The 24,102-nt window shown below is 59.2% G+C and carries 20 protein-coding genes; 12 read left to right on the forward strand and 8 right to left on the reverse strand.

All coding sequences use genetic code 11. The features are described from left to right. The 5 genes from secF (at position 1) to SCM96_01895 (ending at position 4,270) form a co-directional block, all read left to right on the forward strand. Positions 1-1,158, forward strand: coding sequence for a protein translocase subunit SecF (gene secF / locus SCM96_01875; protein ID MDW7759368.1), 1,158 nt, complete (start codon positions 1-3; stop codon positions 1,156-1,158). Between the two features lie 78 nt (positions 1,159-1,236). Continuing rightward, entirely contained in the window at positions 1,237-2,013 is a 777-nt protein-coding gene (locus tag SCM96_01880) for a TonB family protein (GenBank protein MDW7759369.1), read from the forward strand. A gap of 59 nt (positions 2,014-2,072) precedes the next feature. Next, positions 2,073-2,750 (forward strand): MotA/TolQ/ExbB proton channel family protein, encoded by a 678-nt coding sequence (locus SCM96_01885; GenBank protein MDW7759370.1) that lies wholly within the window; start codon positions 2,073-2,075, stop codon positions 2,748-2,750. A gap of 36 nt (positions 2,751-2,786) precedes the next feature. Next, positions 2,787-3,209 carry a biopolymer transporter ExbD gene (locus tag SCM96_01890; GenBank protein ID MDW7759371.1) on the forward strand — a complete coding sequence of 141 codons (423 nt, stop codon included), beginning with the start codon at positions 2,787-2,789 and terminating at the stop codon, positions 3,207-3,209. A gap of 98 nt (positions 3,210-3,307) precedes the next feature. Then, positions 3,308-4,270, forward strand: coding sequence for a D-glycerate dehydrogenase (locus SCM96_01895; protein MDW7759372.1), 963 nt, complete (start codon positions 3,308-3,310; stop codon positions 4,268-4,270). Between the two features lie 6 nt (positions 4,271-4,276). Here SCM96_01895 and ispG read toward each other — a convergent pair whose 3' ends face one another. From ispG to uppS, 5 genes are read right to left on the reverse strand one after another with little or no spacing between them, the layout of a single operon-like run. Continuing rightward, on the reverse strand, positions 4,277-5,383 hold the full coding sequence (ispG, locus tag SCM96_01900) for a flavodoxin-dependent (E)-4-hydroxy-3-methylbut-2-enyl-diphosphate synthase (GenBank protein MDW7759373.1): 1,107 nt from the start codon (positions 5,381-5,383) through the stop codon (positions 4,277-4,279). A gap of 9 nt (positions 5,384-5,392) precedes the next feature. Then, positions 5,393-6,724: an RIP metalloprotease RseP gene (gene rseP, locus SCM96_01905; protein ID MDW7759374.1), complete on the reverse strand. Its 1,332-nt coding sequence runs from the start codon at positions 6,722-6,724 to the stop codon at positions 5,393-5,395. Further along, complete coding sequence (gene dxr / locus SCM96_01910; protein ID MDW7759375.1) at positions 6,724-7,884, reverse strand: 1-deoxy-D-xylulose-5-phosphate reductoisomerase; 1,161 nt, start codon at positions 7,882-7,884, stop codon at positions 6,724-6,726. The genes rseP and dxr overlap by 1 nt, the downstream gene beginning before the upstream one ends. Position 7,885: 1 nt before the next feature. After that, the gene (locus SCM96_01915; protein MDW7759376.1) at positions 7,886-8,692 is read right to left on the reverse strand and encodes a phosphatidate cytidylyltransferase; all 807 of its coding nucleotides are present in this window, start codon (positions 8,690-8,692) and stop codon (positions 7,886-7,888) included. Beyond that, positions 8,689-9,465 carry a polyprenyl diphosphate synthase gene (uppS, locus tag SCM96_01920; GenBank protein ID MDW7759377.1) on the reverse strand — a complete coding sequence of 259 codons (777 nt, stop codon included), beginning with the start codon at positions 9,463-9,465 and terminating at the stop codon, positions 8,689-8,691. Before uppS ends, SCM96_01915 begins: the two co-directional genes overlap by 4 nt. Before the next feature lie 121 nt (positions 9,466-9,586). On the opposite strand from uppS, the gene SCM96_01925 reads away from it, so the two are divergent. From SCM96_01925 to SCM96_01955, 7 genes are all read left to right on the forward strand, one after another. Then, positions 9,587-9,814 carry a HypC/HybG/HupF family hydrogenase formation chaperone gene (locus SCM96_01925; GenBank protein ID MDW7759378.1) on the forward strand — a complete coding sequence of 76 codons (228 nt, stop codon included), beginning with the start codon at positions 9,587-9,589 and terminating at the stop codon, positions 9,812-9,814. Between the two features lie 48 nt (positions 9,815-9,862). Then, the gene (gene hypD, locus SCM96_01930; protein ID MDW7759379.1) at positions 9,863-10,993 is read left to right on the forward strand and encodes a hydrogenase formation protein HypD; all 1,131 of its coding nucleotides are present in this window, start codon (positions 9,863-9,865) and stop codon (positions 10,991-10,993) included. Continuing rightward, positions 10,986-11,975, forward strand: a complete 990-nt coding sequence (gene hypE / locus SCM96_01935) for a hydrogenase expression/formation protein HypE (protein ID MDW7759380.1) — start codon at positions 10,986-10,988, stop codon at positions 11,973-11,975. Before hypD ends, hypE begins: the two co-directional genes overlap by 8 nt. Positions 11,976-12,475: 500 nt before the next feature. Continuing rightward, positions 12,476-13,804 carry a hypothetical protein gene (locus SCM96_01940; GenBank protein MDW7759381.1) on the forward strand — a complete coding sequence of 443 codons (1,329 nt, stop codon included), beginning with the start codon at positions 12,476-12,478 and terminating at the stop codon, positions 13,802-13,804. Between the two features lie 121 nt (positions 13,805-13,925). Next, positions 13,926-14,909, forward strand: a complete 984-nt coding sequence (egtD, locus tag SCM96_01945; GenBank protein MDW7759382.1) for an L-histidine N(alpha)-methyltransferase — start codon at positions 13,926-13,928, stop codon at positions 14,907-14,909. A gap of 1 nt (position 14,910) precedes the next feature. After that, the gene (locus tag SCM96_01950; GenBank protein ID MDW7759383.1) at positions 14,911-18,297 is read left to right on the forward strand and encodes an IscS subfamily cysteine desulfurase; all 3,387 of its coding nucleotides are present in this window, start codon (positions 14,911-14,913) and stop codon (positions 18,295-18,297) included. Positions 18,298-18,461: 164 nt separating this feature from the next. After that, entirely contained in the window at positions 18,462-20,498 is a 2,037-nt protein-coding gene (locus SCM96_01955) for a hypothetical protein (GenBank protein MDW7759384.1), read from the forward strand. Between the two features lie 4 nt (positions 20,499-20,502). On the opposite strand, the gene SCM96_01960 is transcribed toward SCM96_01955, so the two are convergent. From SCM96_01960 to SCM96_01970, 3 genes are read right to left on the reverse strand one after another with little or no spacing between them, the layout of a single operon-like run. After that, a complete protein-coding gene (locus tag SCM96_01960) occupies positions 20,503-21,807 on the reverse strand; it encodes a UDP-glucose/GDP-mannose dehydrogenase family protein (protein ID MDW7759385.1) in 1,305 nt (434 codons plus the stop codon). A gap of 31 nt (positions 21,808-21,838) precedes the next feature. Then, positions 21,839-23,158, reverse strand: a complete 1,320-nt coding sequence (locus SCM96_01965; GenBank protein ID MDW7759386.1) for a nucleotide sugar dehydrogenase — start codon at positions 23,156-23,158, stop codon at positions 21,839-21,841. Further along, positions 23,155-24,090, reverse strand: a complete 936-nt coding sequence (locus tag SCM96_01970) for an SDR family oxidoreductase (GenBank protein ID MDW7759387.1) — start codon at positions 24,088-24,090, stop codon at positions 23,155-23,157. Before SCM96_01970 ends, SCM96_01965 begins: the two co-directional genes overlap by 4 nt. Positions 24,091-24,102 lie beyond the last annotated feature (12 nt).

Genomic DNA, 24,102 nt, shown 5'->3' on the forward strand with positions numbered 1-24,102 from the left:
ATGCAGTTTTTCAAAACACCCAATATCGATTTTCTTCGTTACAAGATTCCGGCCTTCGCTCTGTCCGGAATCCTCATCCTGGCCGGCCTGGCGAACATCATCATCGGCAAGGGGTTGAATTTCGGAGTTGATTTTTCCGGCGGAGCGCTGATCCATCTCATGTTCCGCGACACGATTCCCGTCGATCAGATCCGAGCGTCTTTGAGGGATATTGATCTCGGCGGCAGCACCATCCAGGAAGTGGATCGCTCCGGAAAGGAATACATCATCAGGACCCAGCTTCAGAGCGACCTCGAAAACGAGGATGCGGAACTTGAGGCTCACGAGCTCATGGGGATCCGGATCATCGAAACCCTTCGCTCTCCCGAAGAAGCGGAAAATCGAGCCCGGGGGCTTCGCGACCTGAACGAAATCGACGAAAAATCACTGGTTCTTCTTCTCGAATCCGGGTTCCCTGAAGACGCGGGCCGCCTGGCTCGGGGAATCATCGCCTATCGTGTCAAGAACCATATCATCGGCGACTACGGCGAATTGACCGCCGCCGGGACCGATCCCGAAGCCGTCGACATCCTTCGCAACACAACCTATCTCGGCTCCCTCGCGGTCCTGAGCAAGGAAACCGTCGGCCCCCAAGTCGGGGCGGATCTCAGACGGAAAGCCCTTCAGGCCACCTTATGGGCTCTGGTCGGCATGCTCGCCTACATTGCCGTCCGCTTCAAGCTGGCCTACGGCGTCGCCTCCGTTATGACCCTGGGCCACGACGTTCTGATCACCCTGAGCATCTTTTCCTTCACCAGCCGGGAAATCAATCTTCCCGTGATCGCCGCCCTGCTGACCATCGTCGGCTACTCGCTGAACGATACCATCGTCATCTTCGACCGGGTCCGGGACAACATCAAGCTCATGCGCAGAACGCCCCTCGAATCCATTCTCAACTCCAGCATCAATCAGACTTTGAGTCGATCCATCATCACTTCGGGCACGGTCCTTCTGACCGTCGTCGCCCTCTATCTCTTCGGCGGAGAGGTCATTAACGACTTCGCCTTCGTCATGATCATCGGCGTCATCTCCGGAACCTATTCCACGATCTACCAATCCTGTCCCATCGTCTATTTCTGGCACAAGATTTTCAAAACCCGGCAGGGGTTCAGAAAATAAATATGGCTTGCGAAAAAAGGTCTTTTACTTTATAATTTTCCGTGGTATGCTTGAATCCTTTTAAGACGAGGTAATAAAATGGCGGATGCAAAAAAAACCCAAGTCAAACAATCGGTTCCCGAAATCTTCAAGGATTCGTTTGTCAAAGGTGGTGGAGGAGGCGGCCGCAAGGCTTTCGCTCTTCCCGTCGCCATCATCGCCCACGTCGTCTTGATCGGCGCCGCCGTCGTCATCCCCCTTATGTCAACAGGCGATCTTCCGACGGTTGAGGTTTACAGCGCCTTCCTGGCTCCCCCGCCCCCGCCTCCGCCCCCGCCCCCGCCTCCCGCCAAGAGAGCCTCCAGCTCGACGACCCGCACACGGATCAGGCCGGTTCAGGCCGCAACGTCCGTTGAGCCCGGCCGACTGGTGGCGCCGGTCGAAATTCCCGATGTCATCGCCGATGAGGTCATTTCGGACATCGGAATCGAGGGCGGCGTCGAAGGCGGCGTCGAAGGCGGCGTGATCGGCGGCGTCCTGGGCGGCGTCGTCGGCGGCGTCCTGGGCGGCGTTGTCGGAGAAGTGGAAGCTCCCGTCAGGGCCATCGGAGAGATCAAACCGCCGAGGCTGGTCCGCCAGGTCGAGCCGATTTATCCCGAAATCGCCCGTCAGGCCCGCGTCGACGGCATTGTCATCCTTGAAGCCACGACGGACATCTACGGACGCGTTCAGAACATCAAGGTTCTGCGTTCCATCCCTCTGCTCGACCAGTCGGCCATCGACGCCGTTCGGCAGTGGGTCTATGAACCGATGATCATCAACGGGCGGCCCCGCCCGGTCGTTTTCACCGTCACCGTCCGATTCCAACTCAAATAGGCATTAGGTTCGTTCGCAAAGCTATTCATGCTTTCGATATTTAAAAGGAGGTAGGCAATATGCAATTCGATCTTCTCGAGATGTGGCATGTCATGGGCCCGATCCCGAAGGCAGTCGGCGTCATCCTGATTATTTTGAACATCTTCACGCTGTACATGTTTTTCGAGCGGAACATCATTTTCGCCAAGGCCAAGAAAAGGTCCATGGCCGTCGCGCCCAAGTTGGCTGATTTTCTGAAAAACGGCAGCTACAAGGAAGCACTGGCCTTGGCTTCGAAGAAAGAAAACAAGTCCAGCCACCTGGCCCGCGTGACGGCGTCCGGCGTGCAGGAATTCATCGACGGCCGCGATTCGGGTCTTGCCGTGAGCGATCAGATCGCCTCGGCGGAACGAGGCGCCGACCGTGCGGCGACCCTTTACAAGCATGAGATGAGCCGCGGGTTCAGCATCCTGGCCACGATCGCCACGTCCGCTCCCTTCATCGGTCTCTTCGGAACCATTTTCGGCATCATCACCGCGTTTCGCGGCATGGCGCTGACGGGTTCGGGCGGAATCGGCGCGGTGGCGGCGGGCATCGCCGAAGCTCTGGTCATGACGGCTCTGGGCATCGGCGTGGCCATCATCGCTCTCTGGGTTTACAACATGCTGAACAACCGTGTTGAGATTCTCGACGCCGAGATGAACAACACATCGTCCCAGATCGTCGATTTCTTCATCAAGAAAACCGAAGCCAAGTGATCCGAAAGGCTCACTCTTAGAAGAAAGGACACACAAATGGGATTTTCAGTTTCCACAAAAGGGCAAAAATACAACGCCGAACCGAACGTCGTTCCCCTGTGTGATGTCCTTCTGGTTCTTCTGATCATCTTCATGGTCGTAACCCCCCTCGTCCAGAAGGGGGTCGAAGTCAGCCTTCCCAATGCATTAAACACCACCGATATGCCGGACAGTCCGGAAGTCGTCCTGACCATCCGGCGCGACAGCACCATGTACGTCAATCAGGACATCGCAACACTCGAAACCCTCCAGAATATGCTTGAAGAGGCATTCCTGATGGTCACCGAAAAGAAACTCTTCCTCAGGGCTGATGAAGAACTGGAATTCGGAAAGCTCGTCGATGTCATCGACATCATCCGCGAGTCGGGGATCGAAATCATGGGCATCATCACGGAAAAGAAAGCGGGGAGCGTGGATTAGTCCTGCCTCTTTCGCTTGACGAACGTCTTGCCATTGCGGGGAGGAAGCCGAAAGGCTTCCTCCCTTTTTTTTGACACTCCCGGATCAGGAGGCCTTCAATGAAGCCCCGAGTTCTCGTCGTCCACAAGATTCTTCCTGAAGCGCTCGACTATCTGGACCGCCATGCCGACGTCGAGATCGGAACGGATGCCGAACTCCTGCCCAAATCCGACCTGATTCGCCGTCTCGCAGATAAGGACGGCCTATTGCCGTTGCTTGTCGACATCATCGACCGTGACGTCATCGACTCCGCGCCCCATCTGAAAATCATCGCCAATTGCGCCGTCGGATACAACAATATCGATGTCCCTTACACCCGCTCCCGAGGCATTCTCGTCACCAATACCCCGGGCGTCCTCACCGAAGCCACCGCCGAGCTGACCTGGGCTTTGATCCTGGCCGCGGCCCGCCGCATTCCCCAGGCCGACCGGTTCATCCGGGACGGGTCTTTCAAAGGGTGGGCCATCGATCTTTTTCTGGGAAAAGGCTTGGCCGGCAAACGCCTGGGCCTTATCGGCATGGGCCGGATCGGGAGGGCCGTCGCCCTCAGGGCGTCGGCCTTCGAAATGGACGTCGTTTACACCGATCCGCATCCCCTTTCCGCAGACGAGGAAACCGCCTCGGGAGCTTCTCACCGGAATCTCGAAGATCTGCTCCAAAGCTCCGATGTCGTGTCCCTTCATGTTTCCCTGAATCCGGAGACCCGGCGACTTCTCTCCCGGGAAAAGATCGGGTTGATGAAACGCGGAGCCATTCTGATCAACACCTCACGGGGCGAGACGGTCGATGAGGCGGCCCTGGTCGATGCTCTGAAGACGGGGCATCTCGGAGCGGCCGGTCTGGATGTCTATGAACGCGAGCCGGAAATCAACCCCGGGCTCTTCGCCTTGGACAATGTCGTTCTTCTCCCCCACATCGGAAGCGCCACCTATGAGACCCGTCTTAACATGTCTCTCACGGCGGCGCGCAATCTCGTTCAGGGACTCCGCGGGGAACGGCCCGACAATCTCGTCGAACCCTGATCGGCTTCAAATCCCCGGACCACGTTCCGGGCTTTGACCGGCCAATTCCAGGACATCCTCGACGAATCCATCGACAAGGTTCTTTTCGGGTAGACGGCGGTGGATCCTGCCTTTTTTAAAGACAACGCCGGCCCCCCGGCCGCAGGCCAGCCCGATATCGGCTTCCTTGGCTTCCCCGGGTCCGTTGACCATGCAACCCATGACCGCAATCGTCAGGTCGTGAGGCAATCCGGACAGGCGCTCGGCCACGGCCGAGGCGATTCCGGGAAGGTCCACTTCGCAGCGTCCGCAGGACGGGCAGGAGACCAGCTCGACACCGCGGCGGCGGATTCCCATCGATCGAAGAATCGTCCATCCCACGTCAACTTCGTTTTCGGGCGGCGCGGTCAGGGATACGCGGATGGTGTCGGCCAGACCCTCGTTCAGAAGAAGAGCCAGCCCGGCGCTCGACTTCACCGTGCCGGGAAGAAGAAGGCCGGCCTCGGTGATCCCGGCATGAAAAGGATAGTCGACCCGGCCGGCGACAAGCCTGTAGGCTTCAAGCGTCCTCGGGATATCGGAGGCCTTGAGCGATATTTTGATCAGATGGAAATCCAGATCTTCAAGGATTCGGACATGCCGGAGCGCGCTTTCAGCCAGAGCTTCGGGAACGGCCCGGCCGTATTTTTCGAGGAGGTCTTTCTCCAGGGATCCGGAATTGACGCCGATGCGGATGGGAACGGACCGCTCCCGGGCCGCTTTAACGACCTCTTCGATCTTTTTCCGCGAACCGATGTTTCCGGGATTGAGACGCAGGCCGTCGACACCGGCCTCGAGCGCGGCCAGAGCCAGTTTGTGGTCAAAGTGAATATCGGCCACCAGGGCGGTTTTCGTTCCGGCGCGAAGCCCCCGGAGGGCTTCGGCGGCCCGGATGTCGGGAACGGCCAGCCGGATGACTTCGCAGCCCGCCCGTTCAAGGCGCCGGATCTGGGCGGCCGTCGCCGCCGCATCCCGGGTGTCGGTTTTGGTCATCGACTGGACGGAGATCGCCGCGCCGTCTCCGACGGCGATCCGGCCGATCATGATTCTCCGCGTCCGGCGCCGGGGAAACGGAGACGCAGTCTTGTGACTCATGGCTGACGGCTAAAACGGGAGAAGGCTTTTCCATCCTTCCGGAAGACGTTTGACGACATCATTCAGGATGACGAATCCGATCAGAGCCACAAAAATTACAAAACCGATCTGCATCCAGATCTGCCTCAGCCGCGGCGACAAATCCCGGCGGAGAATCCCTTCCACCATCAGGACGAAGATCTGGCCGCCGTCGAAGACCGGAATGGGCAGAAGGTTGATGATCCCCAATTGAAGGCTGATGACGGCGATCCAGCTCATGAGCGCCAGCCATCCCATGCGCACGGCGGCATAGGAAAAATTGGCGATTTCCAGGGGTCCGCCGAGCTGGCGCGTCGAGGCTTCGCCTGTAAACAGATCCTTGAGGAAGCGGACGATGAGAAAGACATTTCTCAGATTTTCCCTCAGGCTTTGACCGATCGCGGCAAAAAATCCGTATTTTTTGACGACGGAGGCCGGGCCCTGCATAACGCCGATCCGGCCCACCTGGCCCTCACGGCGGGGTGTGACGACGATCTCAACGGGTTCCCCCTCCCTTTCCACGGCAAATCGCAAAGGCGTTTCGGGGTTGCTCTCGATGACCTCGACAAACCGGTAGAAAAAGACCGGTTCGCCGTCGATCGTCCGGATGACATCGCCGGGCCGGAGTCCGGCCGCCTCGGCCGGGGATCCGGGATTGACCATCTGGACCTGGGTGAGAATTTCGGCCCGGAATCCGGCATAACCCATCTCGAATCGGGTCACCTTCTCCGTCATGAGATCCACGGTCATGTCCCGGCCGTCCCGCCGGATATCCAAACGGATCATTCTTTCGGGCTTCGTTCCGACGGCGATTTCCACATCGTTCCAGGTCGGAACCGCCCGGCCGTTGATTCTGAGGATTTCGTCCCCGACGAGAAGTCCGGCCTGCTCCGCCGGCGATCCGGGGTCGATCCATCCGATCGCCGGTTTTTTATCATGATATTCGGGGACGGAAACGCCGATTCCGCTGATCACGGCCACGAGGGCGATCGCCAAAAGAATGTTCATCACCGAACCCATGACCATGATCAGAAACCTCTGAAAACGGGTTTTGGCCATCAGGTCGTCGGGAGCCAGTTCCTTGTCCGGCTCGAACAGGCCTTCGCCCAGCATCTTGACGTATCCGCCCATGGGAATCAGGCTGATCCGATAGTCGGTGTGACCTTTGCGGAAACCGAACAGGCGTTTTCCGAATCCGAAGGAAAAAACCTCGACGCGGACACCGGCCAGCTTGGCCATGAAAAAATGCCCGAATTCGTGGATGAAAACGAGAATCCCCACGACAAACAGAAACGAAAGCAATGAGCCGAGAAAATTACCCATTAAATTGACCTCTTTCCTATTTCGCGTCCCGCCCGCCGCCGCGCTTCGGCGTCGGCCTCCCTGACGGTTTCGAGATCGGGGACCGGGCGGGAGACATGTCCGTCCATGACCGCGGCGACGACCGAGGCGATTTCAAGAAAACCGATTTTTCCGGAAAGAAACGCATCCACGGCGATTTCATTGGCCGCATTCAACACGACGGGAAAACTTTTGCCTTCTTCCAGGGCCCGGCGGGCCAGGCCGAATAAGGGATAGCGCTTTTCCTCGACGGGGAAAAACTCCAGAGACCGGACATCCGCCAGATCGAGACGGGAAACGGCGGTTTCCAAGCGGCGGGGGTGGGTCAGAGCCAACTGGATGGGGATACGCATGTCCGCCGGGGCCAGTTGGGCCAGGATCGAACCGTCCGCAAGCTCGACCAGGGCATGGACGGCGCTTTGGGGATGAATGAGAACATCCAGACGAGCCGGCTCCACGGAAAACAGCCAGCGGGCTTCGTGAAGTTCAAGCCCTTTGTTCATCAGCGTCGCCGAGTCGATGGTCACCTTGCGGCCCATGGTCCAGCGCGGATGTTTGAGCGCCTCGGCCGGAGTCCGCGATTTGAGTTCCCGAAGAGGCGTCTTGAAAAAGGGGCCGCCGGACGCCGTCAAAATGATTTTCCGGACCTGGGATTTCCGGACACCGGCCAGGCACTGGAAAACACCGCTGTGCTCGCTGTCAACGGGGAGAATCCGGGCTTTCGTCCGGGCCGCCTTGCGGAGAAGGATCGGACCGGCCACAACCATGGATTCCTTGTTGGCCAACGCCACCGTCTTCCCTTCTTCGACGGCGGCCAGCGTGGATCGCAGCCCGTCGAATCCGCTGATGGCGGCGACGACAACGTCCGATTCCGGACGGCGGGCCACCTCTTCGGCGCCTTCCGGGCCGAATGTCACCCGAAGGCCCGGCTTCCGGCAGATGCGCCGGAACGCTTCGGCATCCTTCTTCGTGCGGAGCGAGACGATTTTCGGATGGAATCGAAGGACCTGTTCCTTGAGAAGTCGGACGTTTCCGCCGGCGGCCAGCGCCGAGATCCTGAAATCGTCCCCATGGCCGCCGACGACGTCCAGGGTGGCTGTCCCGATGGATCCCGTGGAGCCGAGGACGGCAACGGATTTCATCTCACCAGCCGAACCATTGTGTCAGGTAATAAAAGACCGGTCCGGCCAGAATCAAGCTGTCGATCCGGTCCAGAAATCCCCCGTGTCCGGGAAACACCTTGGAGGAATCCTTGATGCCCGCGGCCCGCTTGAACAGGGACTCCATGGGATCGCTGATCTGGGCGGCGGCGTGAACGAGAACGCCGACGGCGACGGCCGAAGGAATCGGAAGATCCGGCAGAACCAGAAAACGTACAGCCAGGGCGCCGCCGGCCGCGAAGAGAATTCCCCCGGCGCTCCCCTCCCACGTTTTGTGGGGGCTTGCAATGGGCGTCATCTTATGCCGGCCGATGAGTTTGCCGATCAGATAGGCGCCCGTGTCGCCGAGAAAAATGACGGCGAACAGAAAATAGAGCGCCAGCGGACCCCGGACATCGCGGAGCAGGAACAGATGATTCAGCATGAATCCCAGATAAAGGGCGCCGAAGAGGGTCAGTCCGGCGGCGGATGGAAAAGCGGGAAGTTTTTCCAGGGTGTCGAAAGCGAAGACAAAATAGGCCGCCGTGGCCAGAAAACACAGAATCAGGGCCTGATCGAAGGTGAATTCGTTAAAATAAAACGACAAGCCGATGAGAAGCGTGCAGGCGATTCCCAAAGGACGCTGCGGCTGAAGGTTTTTCCGGGCGACCAGGTTGTAAAATTCGATGAGGGCGCCCAGAACGAAAATCTGACAAAACACGAAAAAGACGGGCCGCGGCGCATACTGCACGAGGACAAAAAGAATACCCAGAAGGACGATCGCCGTCGGAACACGCTGGCGCATGCTCATGGGGATCCCGCCGCTTTGATATCTCCGAATCTCCTTTCCCGTTTCTGATAATCGAGAACGGCCTGGATCAGATGATGTTTCCGAAAATCCGGCCAGAGGACCGGCGTGATCCACATCTCGGCATAGGCGATCTGCCAGAGCAGAAAGTTCGAAACCCGGCACTCCCCGCTCGTTCGGATGAGCAGGTCGGGATCGGGCAGTCCGCCCGTATACAAATAACGGGAAAACATGTCTTCGTCGAGATCCGCGGCATCCGGAGCCTCGGCCAGGATGCGCCGGACGGCATCGATGATTTCCGTACGCGCCCCATAGTTCAGAGCCAGGGCGACGGTCATGCGCTCGTTGTTCCGGGTCAGGTTTTCCACGCGTTCGAGCTCATGGAGGGCCAGCCCCGGGATGCCGTCCCGCCGGCCGATGACAACCAGCTTCAAATCGTTGTCCACAAGGACCTTGTCCTCTTTCCGGAGATAATCCCGAAGAAGCTTCCAGAGGCGCTGAACCTCCCGGGACGGCCTCTTCCAGTTTTCGGTCGAAAAGGCAAACAGGCTTAAAACCTTGATCCCCAGGCGGGCGCAGCATTCGACGGTCTCCCTGACGGAATGCGACCCGGCCTGATGGCCTTCGATCCGTGTTTTGCCGTGCCGGCCGGCCCATCGGCCGTTGCCGTCCATGATGACCGCAATATGCCGGGGAAGACGGCGGAAATCGATGTCCCGGACAAGACGATCCGCCTCGCTTCCGGGTTCGATATAGCCTTCAAGGCTTTTCAGCATGTCCGGTATTATACGGGCTCCCCTCCGGCGTGTCAAAAAAGGAAACCATGCCGAAATCCGGGCCCGCGGTGGACTTCCCGTGAATTTTCTGCTATGGTGAATAGCCGAAAGACGAACAACCATGTGCCTCGCCGTGCCCGCCAGAATCAAGACGATCGATGCCTCGAGCCGCGGGGCGGTCGACCACATGGGAGTCGAAGTGGCCGTCGATTTCAGTCTGCTTCCGGATTCGAAGAAAGGGGACTGGGTCATCGTCCACGCCGGATTCGCCATCTCACGCCTTGACCCGGACGAGGCCCGGGAAACCCTGAAACTGTTCAGAGACATCGCCCGGGCCGGAGGTCAATAGCCCGGCGGTCCCATCCGGTCGACGCCGCTTCACCGCGCATCATTTCCGATGAAGACCCCGGATATCAAAGCGTTTCGGGACAGGGCCTCCATCGAACCCGTCTTGAGGGAAATCGCCCGCCGGGCTTCCCGTCTCCCCTCCCCTTTCCGAATCATGGAGGTCTGCGGCACACACACCATGGCGCTTCATAAATACGGTCTGGCCCGTCAACTGGCGGAAACCGGGTTGGACATGATTTCCGGTCCGGGCTGCCCCGTCTGCATCACTCCGGACGGATATCATGAGGCGGCGGTCAAGCTTCTCACGGAGACCGAAAACCTCGTCCTGGCCTCGTTCGGAGATATGACGCGCGTGCCCACGCGGGTCGGCCCGATCCGCAATGCCGTACCGGCCCGGGGATCGCAGCTCCGAATCGTCTATTCTCCGGCCGAAGCCCTGGAAGAGGCCCGCGGTCATCCGGAAAAAGAAGTCGTCTTCTACGGTGCGGGTTTCGAAACCACCATTCCCGCCATCGCCCGGACCGTCGAAGCGGCCGGAGAAACGAAGACGGCCAATTTTTCCGTGCTCGGGGCCCTGTGGCTCATTCCGCCTCCCCTCCGAGCCCTCCTCGAAAGCGGCAAGACGGCCGTCCAGGGTTTTCTCTATCCCGGGCACGTCAGCGCCGTCATCGGAACAAGAGCCTACGATTTCATCCCGAAGACTTACGGACTCCCGGGAGCCGTCGCCGGTTTCGAGCCGGGAGACATCGTGTTGGGCATTCTCTCCGTCCTCGACCAGGCCGCATCCGGCCGCCCGGTCGTGGCCAACGCCTATGGCCGCGTCGTCCGGGACGAGGGAAACCCCCGGGCTCTCGAAATCATGGACCGCATTTTCGAACCCTGCGATGCCTTATGGCGGGGGCTTGGAGAAATCCCCGGAAGCGGGCTTCGTTTCAGGAAAGCCTGGATCGCCTACGATGCCGAGCGCAAATTCCGCCTGGATGTCCGCAGTTCCGCCGACGATGTCGCCGGATGCCGTTGCGGGGACGTCCTGCGCGGACTCCTGAGTCCGCCCCAGTGTCCCCTGTTCGGCGTGTCCTGTTCCCCCGATTCTCCGAAAGGCCCGTGCATGGTCTCCTACGAAGGCGCCTGTCTCGTCCACTTCAAGTTCGCCCGGCGGAAAGGAACGCCTCATGTCTAAAATCACGCTCGAACTCGGAAGCGGCGGACGCATGATGCGGGATTTCCTGGCGGATACGATTCTGCCTCTACTGGGCAATCGCTATCTTGAAGATCTTCCCGATGCCGGACGCCTTCCGGGCGGCATCATCTTCACCACGGACGGATACGTCGTCGACCCGCCGTTTTTTCCCGGCGGCGACATCGGCACGCTGTGCGTCAACGGCACCGTCAACGATCTTGTGGTCTCCGGCGCCTCTCCCCGCTTTCTCTCGTTGTCTCTGATCCTGGAGGAAGGGTTGGCCGTCGAAGACCTCCATCGTATTCTGAAATCGATCGGCCAAGCGTCCCGCAAGGCCGGAGTCACGGTTGTCACCGGAGACACCAAGGTCGTCCGCAAGGGGCAGGGGGATAAAATCTTTATTGTCACATCCGGCATCGGGACCTCCATCGCCCGGCCTGCCCCGTCGCGGATCCGGAAGGGCGACAAGATCATTCTCACCGGGACTCTGGGTGAACACAGCCTGGCCGTTATGACCGCACGGGGCGAGTTCGGGCTTTCGGCCCGCGTGCGGAGCGATTGCGCGCCGCTGGTTTTTCTCCTGCCATTCTGGAAAAAAGGCGTCCTCTGGATGCGCGACGTCACACGCGGAGGGTTGGCCACAATTCTGTCCGAACTGGCCGGCACCCTGCCCTATCCCGTCCTCATCCGTGAGGACCGGATCCCGCTTTCGCGCGCCGTGCGGGGGGCTTCCGAGCTCCTGGGCATCGATCCGCTCTTTATGGCCTGCGAAGGCCGGGCCGTCGTTGTCGCGCCCGAGAAAAAAGCCGAAGGGATGCTCGAACAGATCCGGCGTCATCCCCTGGGGAAAAAAGCGGCGATCATCGGCGAAATCGGACACCCGGCCGAGGGCCGGCCCGGAGAACTGCTGCTGGAGACGTCAACGGGCGGGCTGCGGTTGCTGGAACCGCTGACCTCCGAACTTCTCCCCCGAATCTGCTAGCCTCATCGATTCATCAAAATGCCGATTTGATTTTTTCCTTGGCTCTCCAACTTAGATCTCCAAGCCTCCGGTTAAAACATCCCATACGTCAGCCAAGATTAGTCCGGCATTTTGACCCTCCGGGCGAGCCGATCCGGCCGCATCTGCGGCGTTGCGAAGGGTTCGCAGTACCGAGAGTACAGCTTCACCCTCCGCGCCTTGCATCTGCAGCCGCCTCGACTTGTGCATCGATGAGGCCTGCTTGGCCTATTCATCAAAATGCCGATTTGATTTTTTCCTTGGCTCTCCAACTTAGATCTCCAAGCCTCCGGTTAAAACATCCCATACGTCAGCCAAGATTAGTCCGGCATTTTGACCCTCCGGGCGAGCCGATCCGGCCGCATCTGCGGCGTTGCGAAGGGTTCGCAGTAGCATTTTGATGAATCCATGAGGCAACCCTGACGTTTATTTCCGTGTCATAATTTTTGATGACCGGTTTCATGCCGGATAAGGAGGCCCCGATGACATTCCCGCGGTTTATTCCAGCGACTTGGCTTCGGTTCAAGTTCATCATGCCGCCGGCGTTGACTATCCTTCTCATGGCCGGATGTGCCGATCCTTCTCCCGAGATCCAAAAAGACACTGGACCGGATCTTCGATTCGGCATCACCGGGACAATCGGCGATAATGTACCTGACGCCCGGCACCCTTTCCGGCTTCTCGAGCGTCCGGAAATTCAGAAGCTCGTTTTTGAACTCGCCGATTCCTCCCGATCGGAATCCTATTTGGAAGACCGATTGGACGGAACCGGCCTGACCGTGCAGGACCTGGAAGCGGCGGGCGTCGTGAGAGAAGAGGCCGGTCTTTATTTTCTGGATTTCTGCCTGTTGACTGCGGACGACGTGAAGCAAGTTTCCGCGGAGGCCGCACGTTACGGCGCCGGACTGGCTGCGGCGGTCCTGGAGCGCCGGGAAGAGCTCGATCCCCTTCTGCTGGAGATGTCACCGCCCGGTGTTGCGGCCGAGGCCACGGCCTTCATCGTCATGGGCTGTTTCATGCTGGACTGGTATGGCGGCTTTTTCGCAAAGGACCGCGGCTATGCGGACTCCGCACGCACCCACGGCAACGGCAGCCGCTACTCTCTCTGGGCGGTCGAGAGGCCGAGTCTCGACTTGAAAGGCATGTACTGGGGCAGCCACAACGATTACAGAGAAGGCCGCGTTCTCTCGAGCTTCGGCGACCATCACGCCCTCCCCCGAACCGCCTTTCCCGATCTTCTGCGCCGCTTGCGGTCGGCGGTCCGCCGGGTCGAAACGGATCCTTCGATTCAGCCGCTTTTGGCCGATCTGGCCACAGACAAACTCGACCGCCTGGCTGATGATGTCGGAGCGATCATGCTCGGTCTTCGGTCCCGAGACCTGAAGGCTCGGGAGTTGAGCTCCGGGACGGGAATCGAAATGAACAGGCTCGGCCGGATCCTCGATCTTCTTGAACGGCTGGACTATATCGAGACCGATAAGAGCTCGACCGCCGTCCGGGCGGTCATCCCGGTTCTTGCGGCCGAAGATGCCGTCCCTCTCCGGAAAATCCGCGACCTCACGGCGGGCATCCTCGAAACCTGGCTTGAGGAAAATTACGAGACGCTGCGGGAGAGCCTGGGCGACATCACGCCTCTGCGCTTCGACGTGCCGTTCAACGAAGTTTTCATCCAGGTTTGGCACGAAATTTTCGGCGCCGCCAACAAGGCCCTGGCCGCCGAGGATTGGTACGCCGCCCCCTACGCCCGGCGCTATCCGGGCTTCATCCCCGCCGTCTGGGATCGCTCGCTGTCGGATGTCATTCGGAACTGACGCCCGTCGTTTCTTGCGTGTCGCGGGATTTTAACCCCAAGCCCCCCTTGAAAGACCACATCGATTCACATGTTTCGAAAACGTCTTTGCATCGCCGGCGTTATTTGTTAAAATTTTTCAAATGCCCGATTTCCCAAAAACCCATCAAAATCTGGAAACACGCGCCGACGGGACCTTCGCCGATGATGTCCGGAAGGGGTTGACCGCCGCCCGAAAGTCCATTCCCTGCATCTATTTCTACGACTCCCGGGGATCGGAACTGTTTGAAGACATCACCCGGCTGCCGGAATATTACCTGACCCGTTCGGAGACGGAAATTCTGAAAAACAACGCCGACGACATCGCCGGCTTGTTGCCCACGAACACCCTCTTGATTGAACTGGGCAGCGGCAGTTCGGTTAAAACCCGGCATCTGATTCAAGCTTTGCTGTCCCAAAACGGAGAACTGGAATATATCCCCATTGATGTCTCGAGCGATATTCTCGAAGAGAGCGCGGAGAAGCTCGACCGAGCGTTTCCCGGACTTGAAGTCAATCCCCTGGCCGTCCGGTACAAGGACGGCATCGATCTTATCGAACACCGTCAACACAACCCCAAGCTCATCCTTTGGCTGGGATCCAGCATCGGCAATTACGGCAAAGAGGAGGCGGTCCGTTTCATCCGCCACTTGTGCGAACGGCTGCCCGCCCAAGACCGTCTGCTGATCGGGATCGATCTGCTCAAGAACAGAAACATCTTGGAGCCGGCCTATAATGATTCCCGGGGGATTACGGCGCAGTTCAACCTGAATCTTCTCCACCGAATCAATCGGGAACTGGGAGGACATTTTCAAATCGAAAACTTCCGTCATCGCGCCGTCTTCAATGAAGATAAGGGATGCGTCGAGCTTTTTCTGGAAAGCCGGCGCGAACAGAACGTTGTCATATCCTCGCTGGACCTGGAAATCCGCTTGACGGACGGCGAACGGATCGATACGGAAGAATCCCATAAATACAGCCTGGAAGAGATCAAGATCCTGGCCGACAGGACGAACCTCCGCCTTGAACGGCAATGGTTCGATCACAACCGATGGTTCTCCGTGAACCTCTTTTTCCTGAAGGATTGAATTGAAATCGACGGAAAAACGCGCGATTTGCGGGATCTGCCCGGCCGGATGCTGGGTCATCGTCGACATCGATGACAGGGGCCGACTGAAAAGCGCCCGAGCGGATGAAACCTCCGACCTGGGTATCATTTGCCGGCTGGGCGAACACTCCGCGGACATCGTCTATTCCAAAGACCGGCTTCTTCATCCCCTGCGGAGGAAAGGAGCCAAGGGAACCTATGATTTTGAACGCATTTCCTGGGATAACGCTTACGAAATCATTGTCGGACGCCTGCAAAAGATCAAGGCCGAATCCGGACCCGAAGCGACGGCCATTTATACCGGACGCGGCAGCTTCGAGTTGGCCATGTGCGACATCTATCAGCCCGCAGGCGTTGCCGTCTCCTCGGCATCCAGCGTGCTTTTTCCTTTCGGCTCGCCCAATACTCTGGGCGTGGGGGCCCTCTGTTACGTCTCCTTCGCCATGATCGCTCCCCATGTCACCATGGGCGGCATGCTGATCAATATGTTTTCCGACATCGAGAACGCCGAACTGGTCGTCGTCTGGGGCGCCAATCCCGCGACCGATTCCCCACCTTTGGATTTTCACCGCATTCAGAAAGCGGCCGCCCGGGGGGCCCACGTCATCGTGATCGATCCCCGCAGAACCCGGACAGTCAAGGTCACCGGCGCACAATGGATCCCGATCCGGCCGGGCACGGACGGCGCTCTGGCGCTCGGCCTGTGCCGGGTTCTGATCGAAGAGGAGCTTTACGACGAGCATTTCGTGAAAACGTGGACCCGGGGATTCGACGACTTCGCCCGCTATGTCCGGCATTTTCGTCCGGATGTCGTCGAGGACATCACGGGAGTTCCGGAGGAAACCGTCATCTCTCTGGCCCGCTGGATCGCCGAGGCCGACGGGGCCGCCCCGGTCATGTACAGCGGGCTGGAGTACAGCAACAGCGGCGTCCAGGCCATCCGGGCCACATTCGCCGTCTGGGCTCTGGCCGGACAGTTGGATGTCCCCGGCAGCCGGTGTTTCGCCATGCCCGGAAGCATGTTCCCTCTTAACAAATCCGGCTTGGTGGCCAATCCCGATGAAACCAAGTCTCTGGGGCGGGACCGTTTTCCCGTTTACAGCGCCTATCGGGGCGAATCCCACGCCATCGCTCTCCCTGACTCCGTCCTGAAAGGGGATCCTTACAGGATCCGCGCCCTGATGATCCTTGGAGGATCCATCATCACAGCCTGGCCCGAACCGAAAATTTGGAAGAAAACTCTGAAAAACCTGGATTTTCTGGTCTCCATCGACAGACAAGCGACCGCCGACGCCGCCTATGCCGACATCGTTCTTCCGGCCACAACGATGTACGAAATCCAATCCTACATGACATACGGACCGATCTTCAGAATCAGGGAAAAGGTGATCGAACCTCCGGGCGAAGCCCGCAACGATTTTTTCATCCTGGCCGAGCTGGCCCGCCGCCTGGGCTACGGCCATCTCTACCCCCAGAATGAAGACGAACTCCTGCAGCGGGTGCTGAAGAACTCCGGATTCACACTCCAGGATGTCCGAAAGGCCGGGGGCACCGTCCGGATCGAATCCCCCATGCAACAATATAAAAAATGGGAAAAAGGAACATTGAGAACGGACGGGAAACCGGGATTCGAAACGCCCAGCGGAAAGTTCGAATTCGCCTCGACCATCCTCGAAGAGCACGGCTACGATCCCCTGCCCGTCTATACGGAACCGGCTGAAGGGCCGAGGAGCCGGCCGGAATGGGTCGAAACGTTTCCCTTGGTTTTCAATTCCGGCTCCCGGGTGACCACGGACTTCAGGTCCCAACACCACGGAATTGAAGCCCTCGTCAAGAAGCGACCCGAACCCCTGGTTCAAATCCACACAGCCGATGCCGCGGAACGGAACATCCAATCCGGGGACATGGTGAAAATCTCAACCGCCCGCGGCAGCCTCGTCATGCGCGCCTTCGTCACCGATGACATCATGAAAGGCGCCGTGGATGCCGATATGGGCGGGGGCGGGCCCGTGGGACCCGAAGCTTGGAGAAACACCAACATCAATGAACTGACGGATCTGCAGAACTATGATCCGATCTCCGGTTTTCCGGTTTACAAGTCCCTGCTCTGTCAAATCCACAAGGAAGCCGAGGGAACGCGTGAGGCCGTAACGGATTCCGGTGAAGACGGCGCCGCTCTGTGGATCACGAAACCCGATAATAAGCCCGTCCGGCGGATTTATCTGGACCACAACGCCACGACGCCTCTCGATCCGGAAGTCCTGGCGGAAATGGTCCGGCATATGGAGCGAACTCCGGGAAATCCGTCCAGCATCTATGCCGAGGGAAAGACCGCTAAAAGCGCCTTGGATTCAGCCCGGCGGCAAGTCGCCCGCCTGATCAACAGCACGGCCAAACGCATCGTCTTTACGGGAGGAGGATCCGAGTCCGACAACCTGGCTGTTAAGGGCGCCGCCCGGACCGGCGGGGGAGAAAGAAACCGAATCATCACCAGCGCCATCGAACATCCCGCCGTGTTGGGAGCCTGCCGCGATCTGGAAAAAGAAGGCTTTGATCTTGTCATTCTCCCCGTGGACTCTTCCGGACGGGTCCGGGTCGGAGACCTTCGAGACGCCCTGAATCCGAAGACCCGACTCGTCAGCATCATGATGGCCAATAACGAAACGGGGGTGATTCAACCCATTGCCGAACTGGTCAAGATCACCCACGCGGCCGGAGCCCTGTTCCATTGCGATGCGGTTCAGGCGGCGGGAAAAATCCCCGTCGATGTCAGGACGCTGGGTGTGGACCTTCTGACCCTCTCGGCCCACAAGTTCCATGGCCCCAAGGGAATCGGCGTGCTCTATGTCCGCGCCGGCGTTGACATTCGTCCCCTGGTCAGCGGCGGAAAACAGGAATCCGGGTTGAGAGCCGGAACGGAAAATGTGACGGCTGTAATCGGGATGGGCCGGGCGGCGGACTTGGCCGTCAAGCGGCTTCCGGAAATGGCCGAGATCGGTCGGCTTCGCGACCGGCTTGAAGCAGGCATCAAGCGGGTCTTCCCCGAGGCCCGCCTGAACGGGCATCGTGAAAAGCGGATCCCCGCCACCTTGAACATGACCCTGCCCGGTTTGAGGGGCGAATCCGTTGTTTTGGCCATGGATCAGAAAGGCGTCGCCCTCTCCCCAGGTTCGGCCTGCCGGGCGGGTTCTCCGGATCCTTCTCATGCCCTTCTGGCTATGGGGCTCAGTGAGGAGGAGGCCCATTGTTCCGTCCGCTTTTCCCTGGGTATCCACACAACGGAAGAGGATGTGGATGGGGCGATCGCATGTTTTGATCAGGTCGTCCGCGAATCCCGAAACACCGTCCGATTCGTCCCCTGCCGCTGACGTATTGATCCTTGATGTGCCTCTGAACACCTCATCGGATGTCCGGAGTCCGCGAATCAACTCGTCACTCTTCCTTGACAGGATACGGATCGAAATTTATAGTTGTCGCTGAGATGTCATTCAAACCCGCGGACTCAAATTCGTGCGCAAAGTTCCTGTGCACGGTGATCGTTTCGGCCGTTCTGCTCGCCGCATTCGTGGCGTGTTCCGGACGCGACACGACCGTCCCGGACTACCGGTCGTCGATCGAAATCGATATATCCGGGCTCGAGGCCCGCGAAGGCGAGACCATCGAAGTGCCTCTCCGAATCAAGAACACCGGACAGGCCGCCTGGGAATCGTTGGGGCCGAATCCGATCGTTTTATCCTATCACCTCCTCGACTCCCGAGGCGTCATGATCCGATTCGACAACCCGCGGACATATCTCCAGGGGACAATCGAACCCGGCGAAACGTCCGAATTGACGGCCGCGGTCAAGGCACCGCTCGATCCCGGAGAATTCCGCCTGGAGTTCGACATGGTGCGGGAGGGCATTGCCTGGTTTAAAGACTTCGGTTCAAAAGCCCGCATTCTTCCCCTTACGGTTCTTTCCCGGAAATGGCCCGAGGACGGTCTTCCCATCGATTTAAACAAGAAGGGTTTGACACGCATCGCGTCTCCTATCGAAGAGTTCGTCCGGGCCGGACGTCTGATCCGCCTGACGCTCGAACATACGGCCGTGTCCTTCCCGGGCCGGACCGGAACCGTAAGCGGGTTCTTCCCCGGATCAGGCTATCCCCAGATCTGGACACGCGATGCGGCGACCATTCTTCCCGCCTCGCGTCATTACTATGATGCCCCTCACCTTTCCTCATGGATCGAGGAATTTTTGTCGGTCCAGGAGGATTCCGGATCCCTGCCCGACTGGATCGATGCCCGAGGCGTCCGGGACAAAAACACCACCGAGACGGACCAGGAGGCGAGCGTCGTGCAGGCCGCCTGGCATATCGTGCGCATTCTCGGGCCGGACTGGCTCGACCGCGACATCCGGGGAATGACGATCCTGGACAGGCTGGAGAAAGCCCTGGCTTTCGTTCCGTCCGAGCGATTCGACGCCGCACTCGGCCTGGTCACAGGCGCCCATACTGCGGATTGGGGGGATGTCGGAATGACGGCCTCCGGTCAGACGGCGATCTACATCGGCGACCAAACCCGCTGGACGGCCGACATCTACGATCAATCCATGTATTATCTGGCCTGTCTCAACCTGGCCGATCTGCTCGAGGCCCGAGGACGGCGAAACCGGGCGGACGCCTGGAGAAGGAAAGCGGCGGCGGTCAAGGAGAACACAAACCGCCGTCTCTGGCAGGACAAACGCGGATTCTACCGGGTTCACATCCACCTGGACAAGGAATTCGTCCACGATTTCGACGAGGACGACATGTTCGCCATGGGCGGCAACGCTCTGGCCGTTCTTTCAAATCTGGCCGGTCCGGACCGTAGCCGGCGGATCATCGCCGAAGCCATGGAACGCCAAATGCGCTTCGGAATTTCGACCATCAGCGGAACCCTGCTTCCCCCCTACCCGCAGGGCTTTTTCAAGCATCCGATGATGGATGATCCCTACGAATACCAGAACGGCGGCCAGTGGGACTGGTTCGGAGCGCGGCTCGTCTATGCCATGTTCAAGAACGGGTTCAGCCGCGAGGCCAGGGACAAACTCCTCGAAATCTGCCGCAAGAACCTGGCCAACGGAGGCTTCTTCGAGTGGGATACGCCGGAGGGATCGGGCCGGGGCAGCGATTATTTCGCCGGAGGAGCCGGAAGCGTCGCCCAGGCGCTCTTCGAGGGATACTTCGGCGTCGAGGTCCATCGCGGCGATCTCGTCCTGGCGCCGAGGCTGGGAACGGACAACGGCCGTATTCACGCCTACATCCCCGCGCTGGACGTCTTCGCAGCCTACGATTTTGCCTTTTCGGCCTCAACGCGGACGCTGATGATCCACTGGAACACCGATCATCCCGGACCCATTCGGCTCGAAATTCTGAGTCCTTATGAAGACGCGGACACGGACCCTGGGACCATTCTCCGCCCCGCCGCCGAGCTCGACGGAAAACCGGTTCATATTGAAGTCGCGCGAAACGGCGGAGACACCCTCATCCTTCTCGATGTTCCCCCGGGCCGGCACAGCCTCCGTCTCCGCCTCCCCGACACAAAGTGATGCTTTATTTGCGGCCGATCGAGGCGTATTCGAAACCCCGGGCCCGGACGTCCGCCGGATCGAAAACATTCCGGCCGTCGATGATGATGGCGTTGGTCATGAGAGTCTTGATTTTCTCCAGGTCAAGGCTCCGGAATTCCTCCCATTCCGTAATCAGCAGCAGGGCATTCGCTCCTTCGGCCGCCTCATACGGGTTCCCGCAGAAGACGACACGGGGAGGCTCATCGGGAAAGATCTCTTTCATGTTGTCCGCGGCCTGGGGATCATAAAGCCGGACCCGGGCGCCTTCCCGAAGAAGCTCGTGGATGATTTTGATGGCCGAGGCCTCACGGATATCGTCGGTCTCCGGCTTGAAAGCCAGCCCCAGAACGGCGATGGTCTTGTCCTTCAAGATCCACAGCGCGCGCCGGATTTTCTCGCAGAAGCGGTCGATGCGCTCGCGGTTGATCTTCTCGGTCTCCTTGAGAAGATCCATATTCACACCCAGATCCTCGCCGATCTTGGCCAGCGCCTTGACGTCCTTGGGAAAACACGACCCGCCGTAGCCGAGCCCGGCCTTGAGAAACTGGCAGCCGATCCGCGGATCGAGCCCCATACCGAGAGCCACCTGCTCGACGTCGGCGTCGGTTTTCTCGCACAGGTCGGCGATCATGTTGATGAAGGAAATCTTCGTGGCCAGGAAGGAGTTCGAGGCATGCTTGATGAGTTCGGCGGTGTCGATGTTGGTGAAGAGCAGGCGATCCCGGAAGCGGTCGTAGATGCCGCCCAGCAGGGCCCGGGCTTTGTCGGTTTCGACGCCGATGATGATGCGGTCGGGGTTGAGAAAATCGCCCACCGCCGCGCCCTCCCTCAGAAATTCGGGATTCGAGGCGATGTCGAAGGTCTGATCGCCTTTCCGGTAAAGCGTGATGACCCGCTTGATCCAGGCCGACGTGCGGACCGGGACCGTGCTTTTTTCGACGACAAGCTTGTAGCCGTTCAGATTTTCCGCGATCATGCGGGAAACCTCTTCGATCTGAGACATGTCCGCCCGGCCTTCTTCGTCCTGAGGCGTTCCAACGCAGACAAAGATCACATCGGCTTCCCGGATGGCCCGCCCGACATCGGAGGCGAAGGACAGACGGCCCGACGCCATGTTGCGCTTCAGAAGATCTTCCAGTCCGGGTTCGTAGATCGGCGATACGCCGCTTCGGATCTTTTCGATTTTCGCCGCATCCTTGTCCGCGCCGACGACGGGATGGCCGAACTCGGCCAACCCGGCCGCCGTGACCAACCCCACATATCCCGTTCCCAGAACCGTAATTCTCATAACCGTTCTCCCTGCCTTTCTCTTTGTGCGCTCAAGCTTTGATGACGTTGGCGCGCTTTTTCCTGACTGCGTTCCTGGTATCGACAACGAGGGGTGCCGTGCGTACGATCCAATCGATGTCGTAGCAGGTATGATCCGTGGCGATGATGACGGCGTCGGAGCGTTTGAGCCGCGCGGCGGTGAGGGGGACCGAGGCCATGTCCATGTCCGGATATTCGCGGTGTCCGGCCGAACGCGGAATGTAGGGATCGTTGTAAGCCACCGATGCGCCTCTTTCCTTGAACAGGCTGATGAGCTTCAGCGAGGGCGATTCCCTGGGATCGTCGATGTCTTTTTTATAGGCCAGCCCTAAAATCAGAATCCGGGCCCCCTTAAGAGGTTTCTTCCCGGCGTTCAAGGCGGCGACGGTTTTATCCAGAACATAATACGGCATCGACGTGTTGATCTCGCCGGCGAGTTCGATGAACCGGGTCGCGAAATCCACTTCCTTGGCTTTCCAGGTCAGATAGAAGGGATCGATGGGAATGCAGTGGCCGCCGAGCCCGGGTCCCGGATGGAAGGGCATAAAACCGAACGGTTTCGACGAGGCGGCCCGGATGACCTCCCAGACATCGATGCCCATGCGGTCGAAAATCATCTTCAACTCGTTGACCAGAGCGATGTTTACGGAACGGAAGATGTTTTCCAAAAGCTTGGATGATTCGGCAACGCGTGTCGAGGAGACGGCGACGGTGCTGCCGACGACGGCGTCATACAGGGCGCAGGCGATCCGCAGGCAGTCGCGGCTGTGTCCGCCGACAACCTTGGGGGTGTTTTCCGCCGTGAAATGCGGATCCCCCGGGTTTTCTCTTTCCGGGGAAAAGGCCAGATAAAAATCCCGGCCCGCCCGAAGACCCGAAGCCTCCAGAATCGGGAGCATTTCCTCCTCCGTCGTTCCGGGATAGGTCGTGCTTTCCAGGATGACGATCTGTCCCTTGCGGAGGCGTTCGGCAATGCTGATCGTCGTTGTCAGGATATAGCTGAGATCGGGATTGCGATGTCCGTCGAGCGGTGTCGGCACACAGATGACGATCGCATCGACTTCGCGGAGCCGGTCGAAATCGTCCGTGGCCCGGAATTTTTTTGATTTCAGAAAGATTTTGAGATCGGAGGCGGTGACGTGGCGGATATAGCTCCGGCCCCGGTTCAGCATCTCGACCTTTTTGAGGTCGACGTCGAACCCGGTGACGGAAAAGTCTTTCTTCAGAAAAGCCTTGACCAGGGGCAACCCGACATATCCAAGACCGATGACGCCGATCCGGGCTTCCCGATCCCGGATTTTTTTCAGAAGGGCCTTGGTTTGAGCGCTCATGGGTTCTTGTCCTTTCGAAACCAGGCCGCGGTTGCGGCCAGACCGTCTTCGAGCGGGACACTCGGCTTGAATCCGATCAAACGGCCGGCTCTCTCGATATCGGCGTAAGAGTGGAGAATGTCGCCCGGACGGGGATCGGCATGGACGGCCCGGACTTCGGCTCCCAGTTCGCGGGCCAGAATTTCCGCAAGATGATTGACCGTCGTTCTCCGCCCGCAGGCCACATTCATGACCGCGCCGCCGGCCGGCTCGGCGGAGGCGGCCAGGATATTCGCTTCGACGATGTCGGCGACATAGGTGAAATCCCGGGATTGTTCGCCGTCGCCGTAGATGATCGGGGCCCGGCCCTCGAGCATCCGAGTGATGAACAGCGGAATGACGGCGGCATATTGAGAAAACGGATCCTGCCGCGGCCCGAAAACATTGAAATACCTCAGGGAAACGGCCCGGAAACCGTAGAGGTCGTGAAAAATGCGGCCGTAGACTTCACCGGCCAGCTTGCTTGCGGCATAAGGCGAAAGCGGCGCGCCCTCCCGGCCTTCTTTTTTGGGCAGTCCGGGATCATCGCCGTAGACGGAAGATGAGGAGGCGAAGACGAAGCTTTCAACGCCGGCATCGCGGGCGGCCAGAAGCATGTTGAGCGTTCCGGTGACATTGATGTCGTTGGTCGTTCGGGGATCCTCGACCGATCGCGGCACGGAAGGCAGGGCGGCCTGGTGATGGACATGACGGACTCCCCGGACGGCCTTGCGACAGGCCTCGGGATCCCGGATATCCCCTTCAAACAGATCGATGTCTTTCAGAAACGGAGCCAGATTTTCTCTTTTCCCGGTCAGGAAATTGTCCATGACGCGCACGGACTGCCCTCGCGACAGCAAGGCGGCCGCAAGATGCGATCCGATGAAACCCGCGCCTCCGGTGACAAGATACATTGTTGCTTCTCC

It is taken from the genome of Acidobacteriota bacterium, from assembly GCA_033549365.1.
GTDB lineage: Bacteria > Acidobacteriota > Aminicenantia > Aminicenantales > Saccharicenantaceae > JAWSUF01.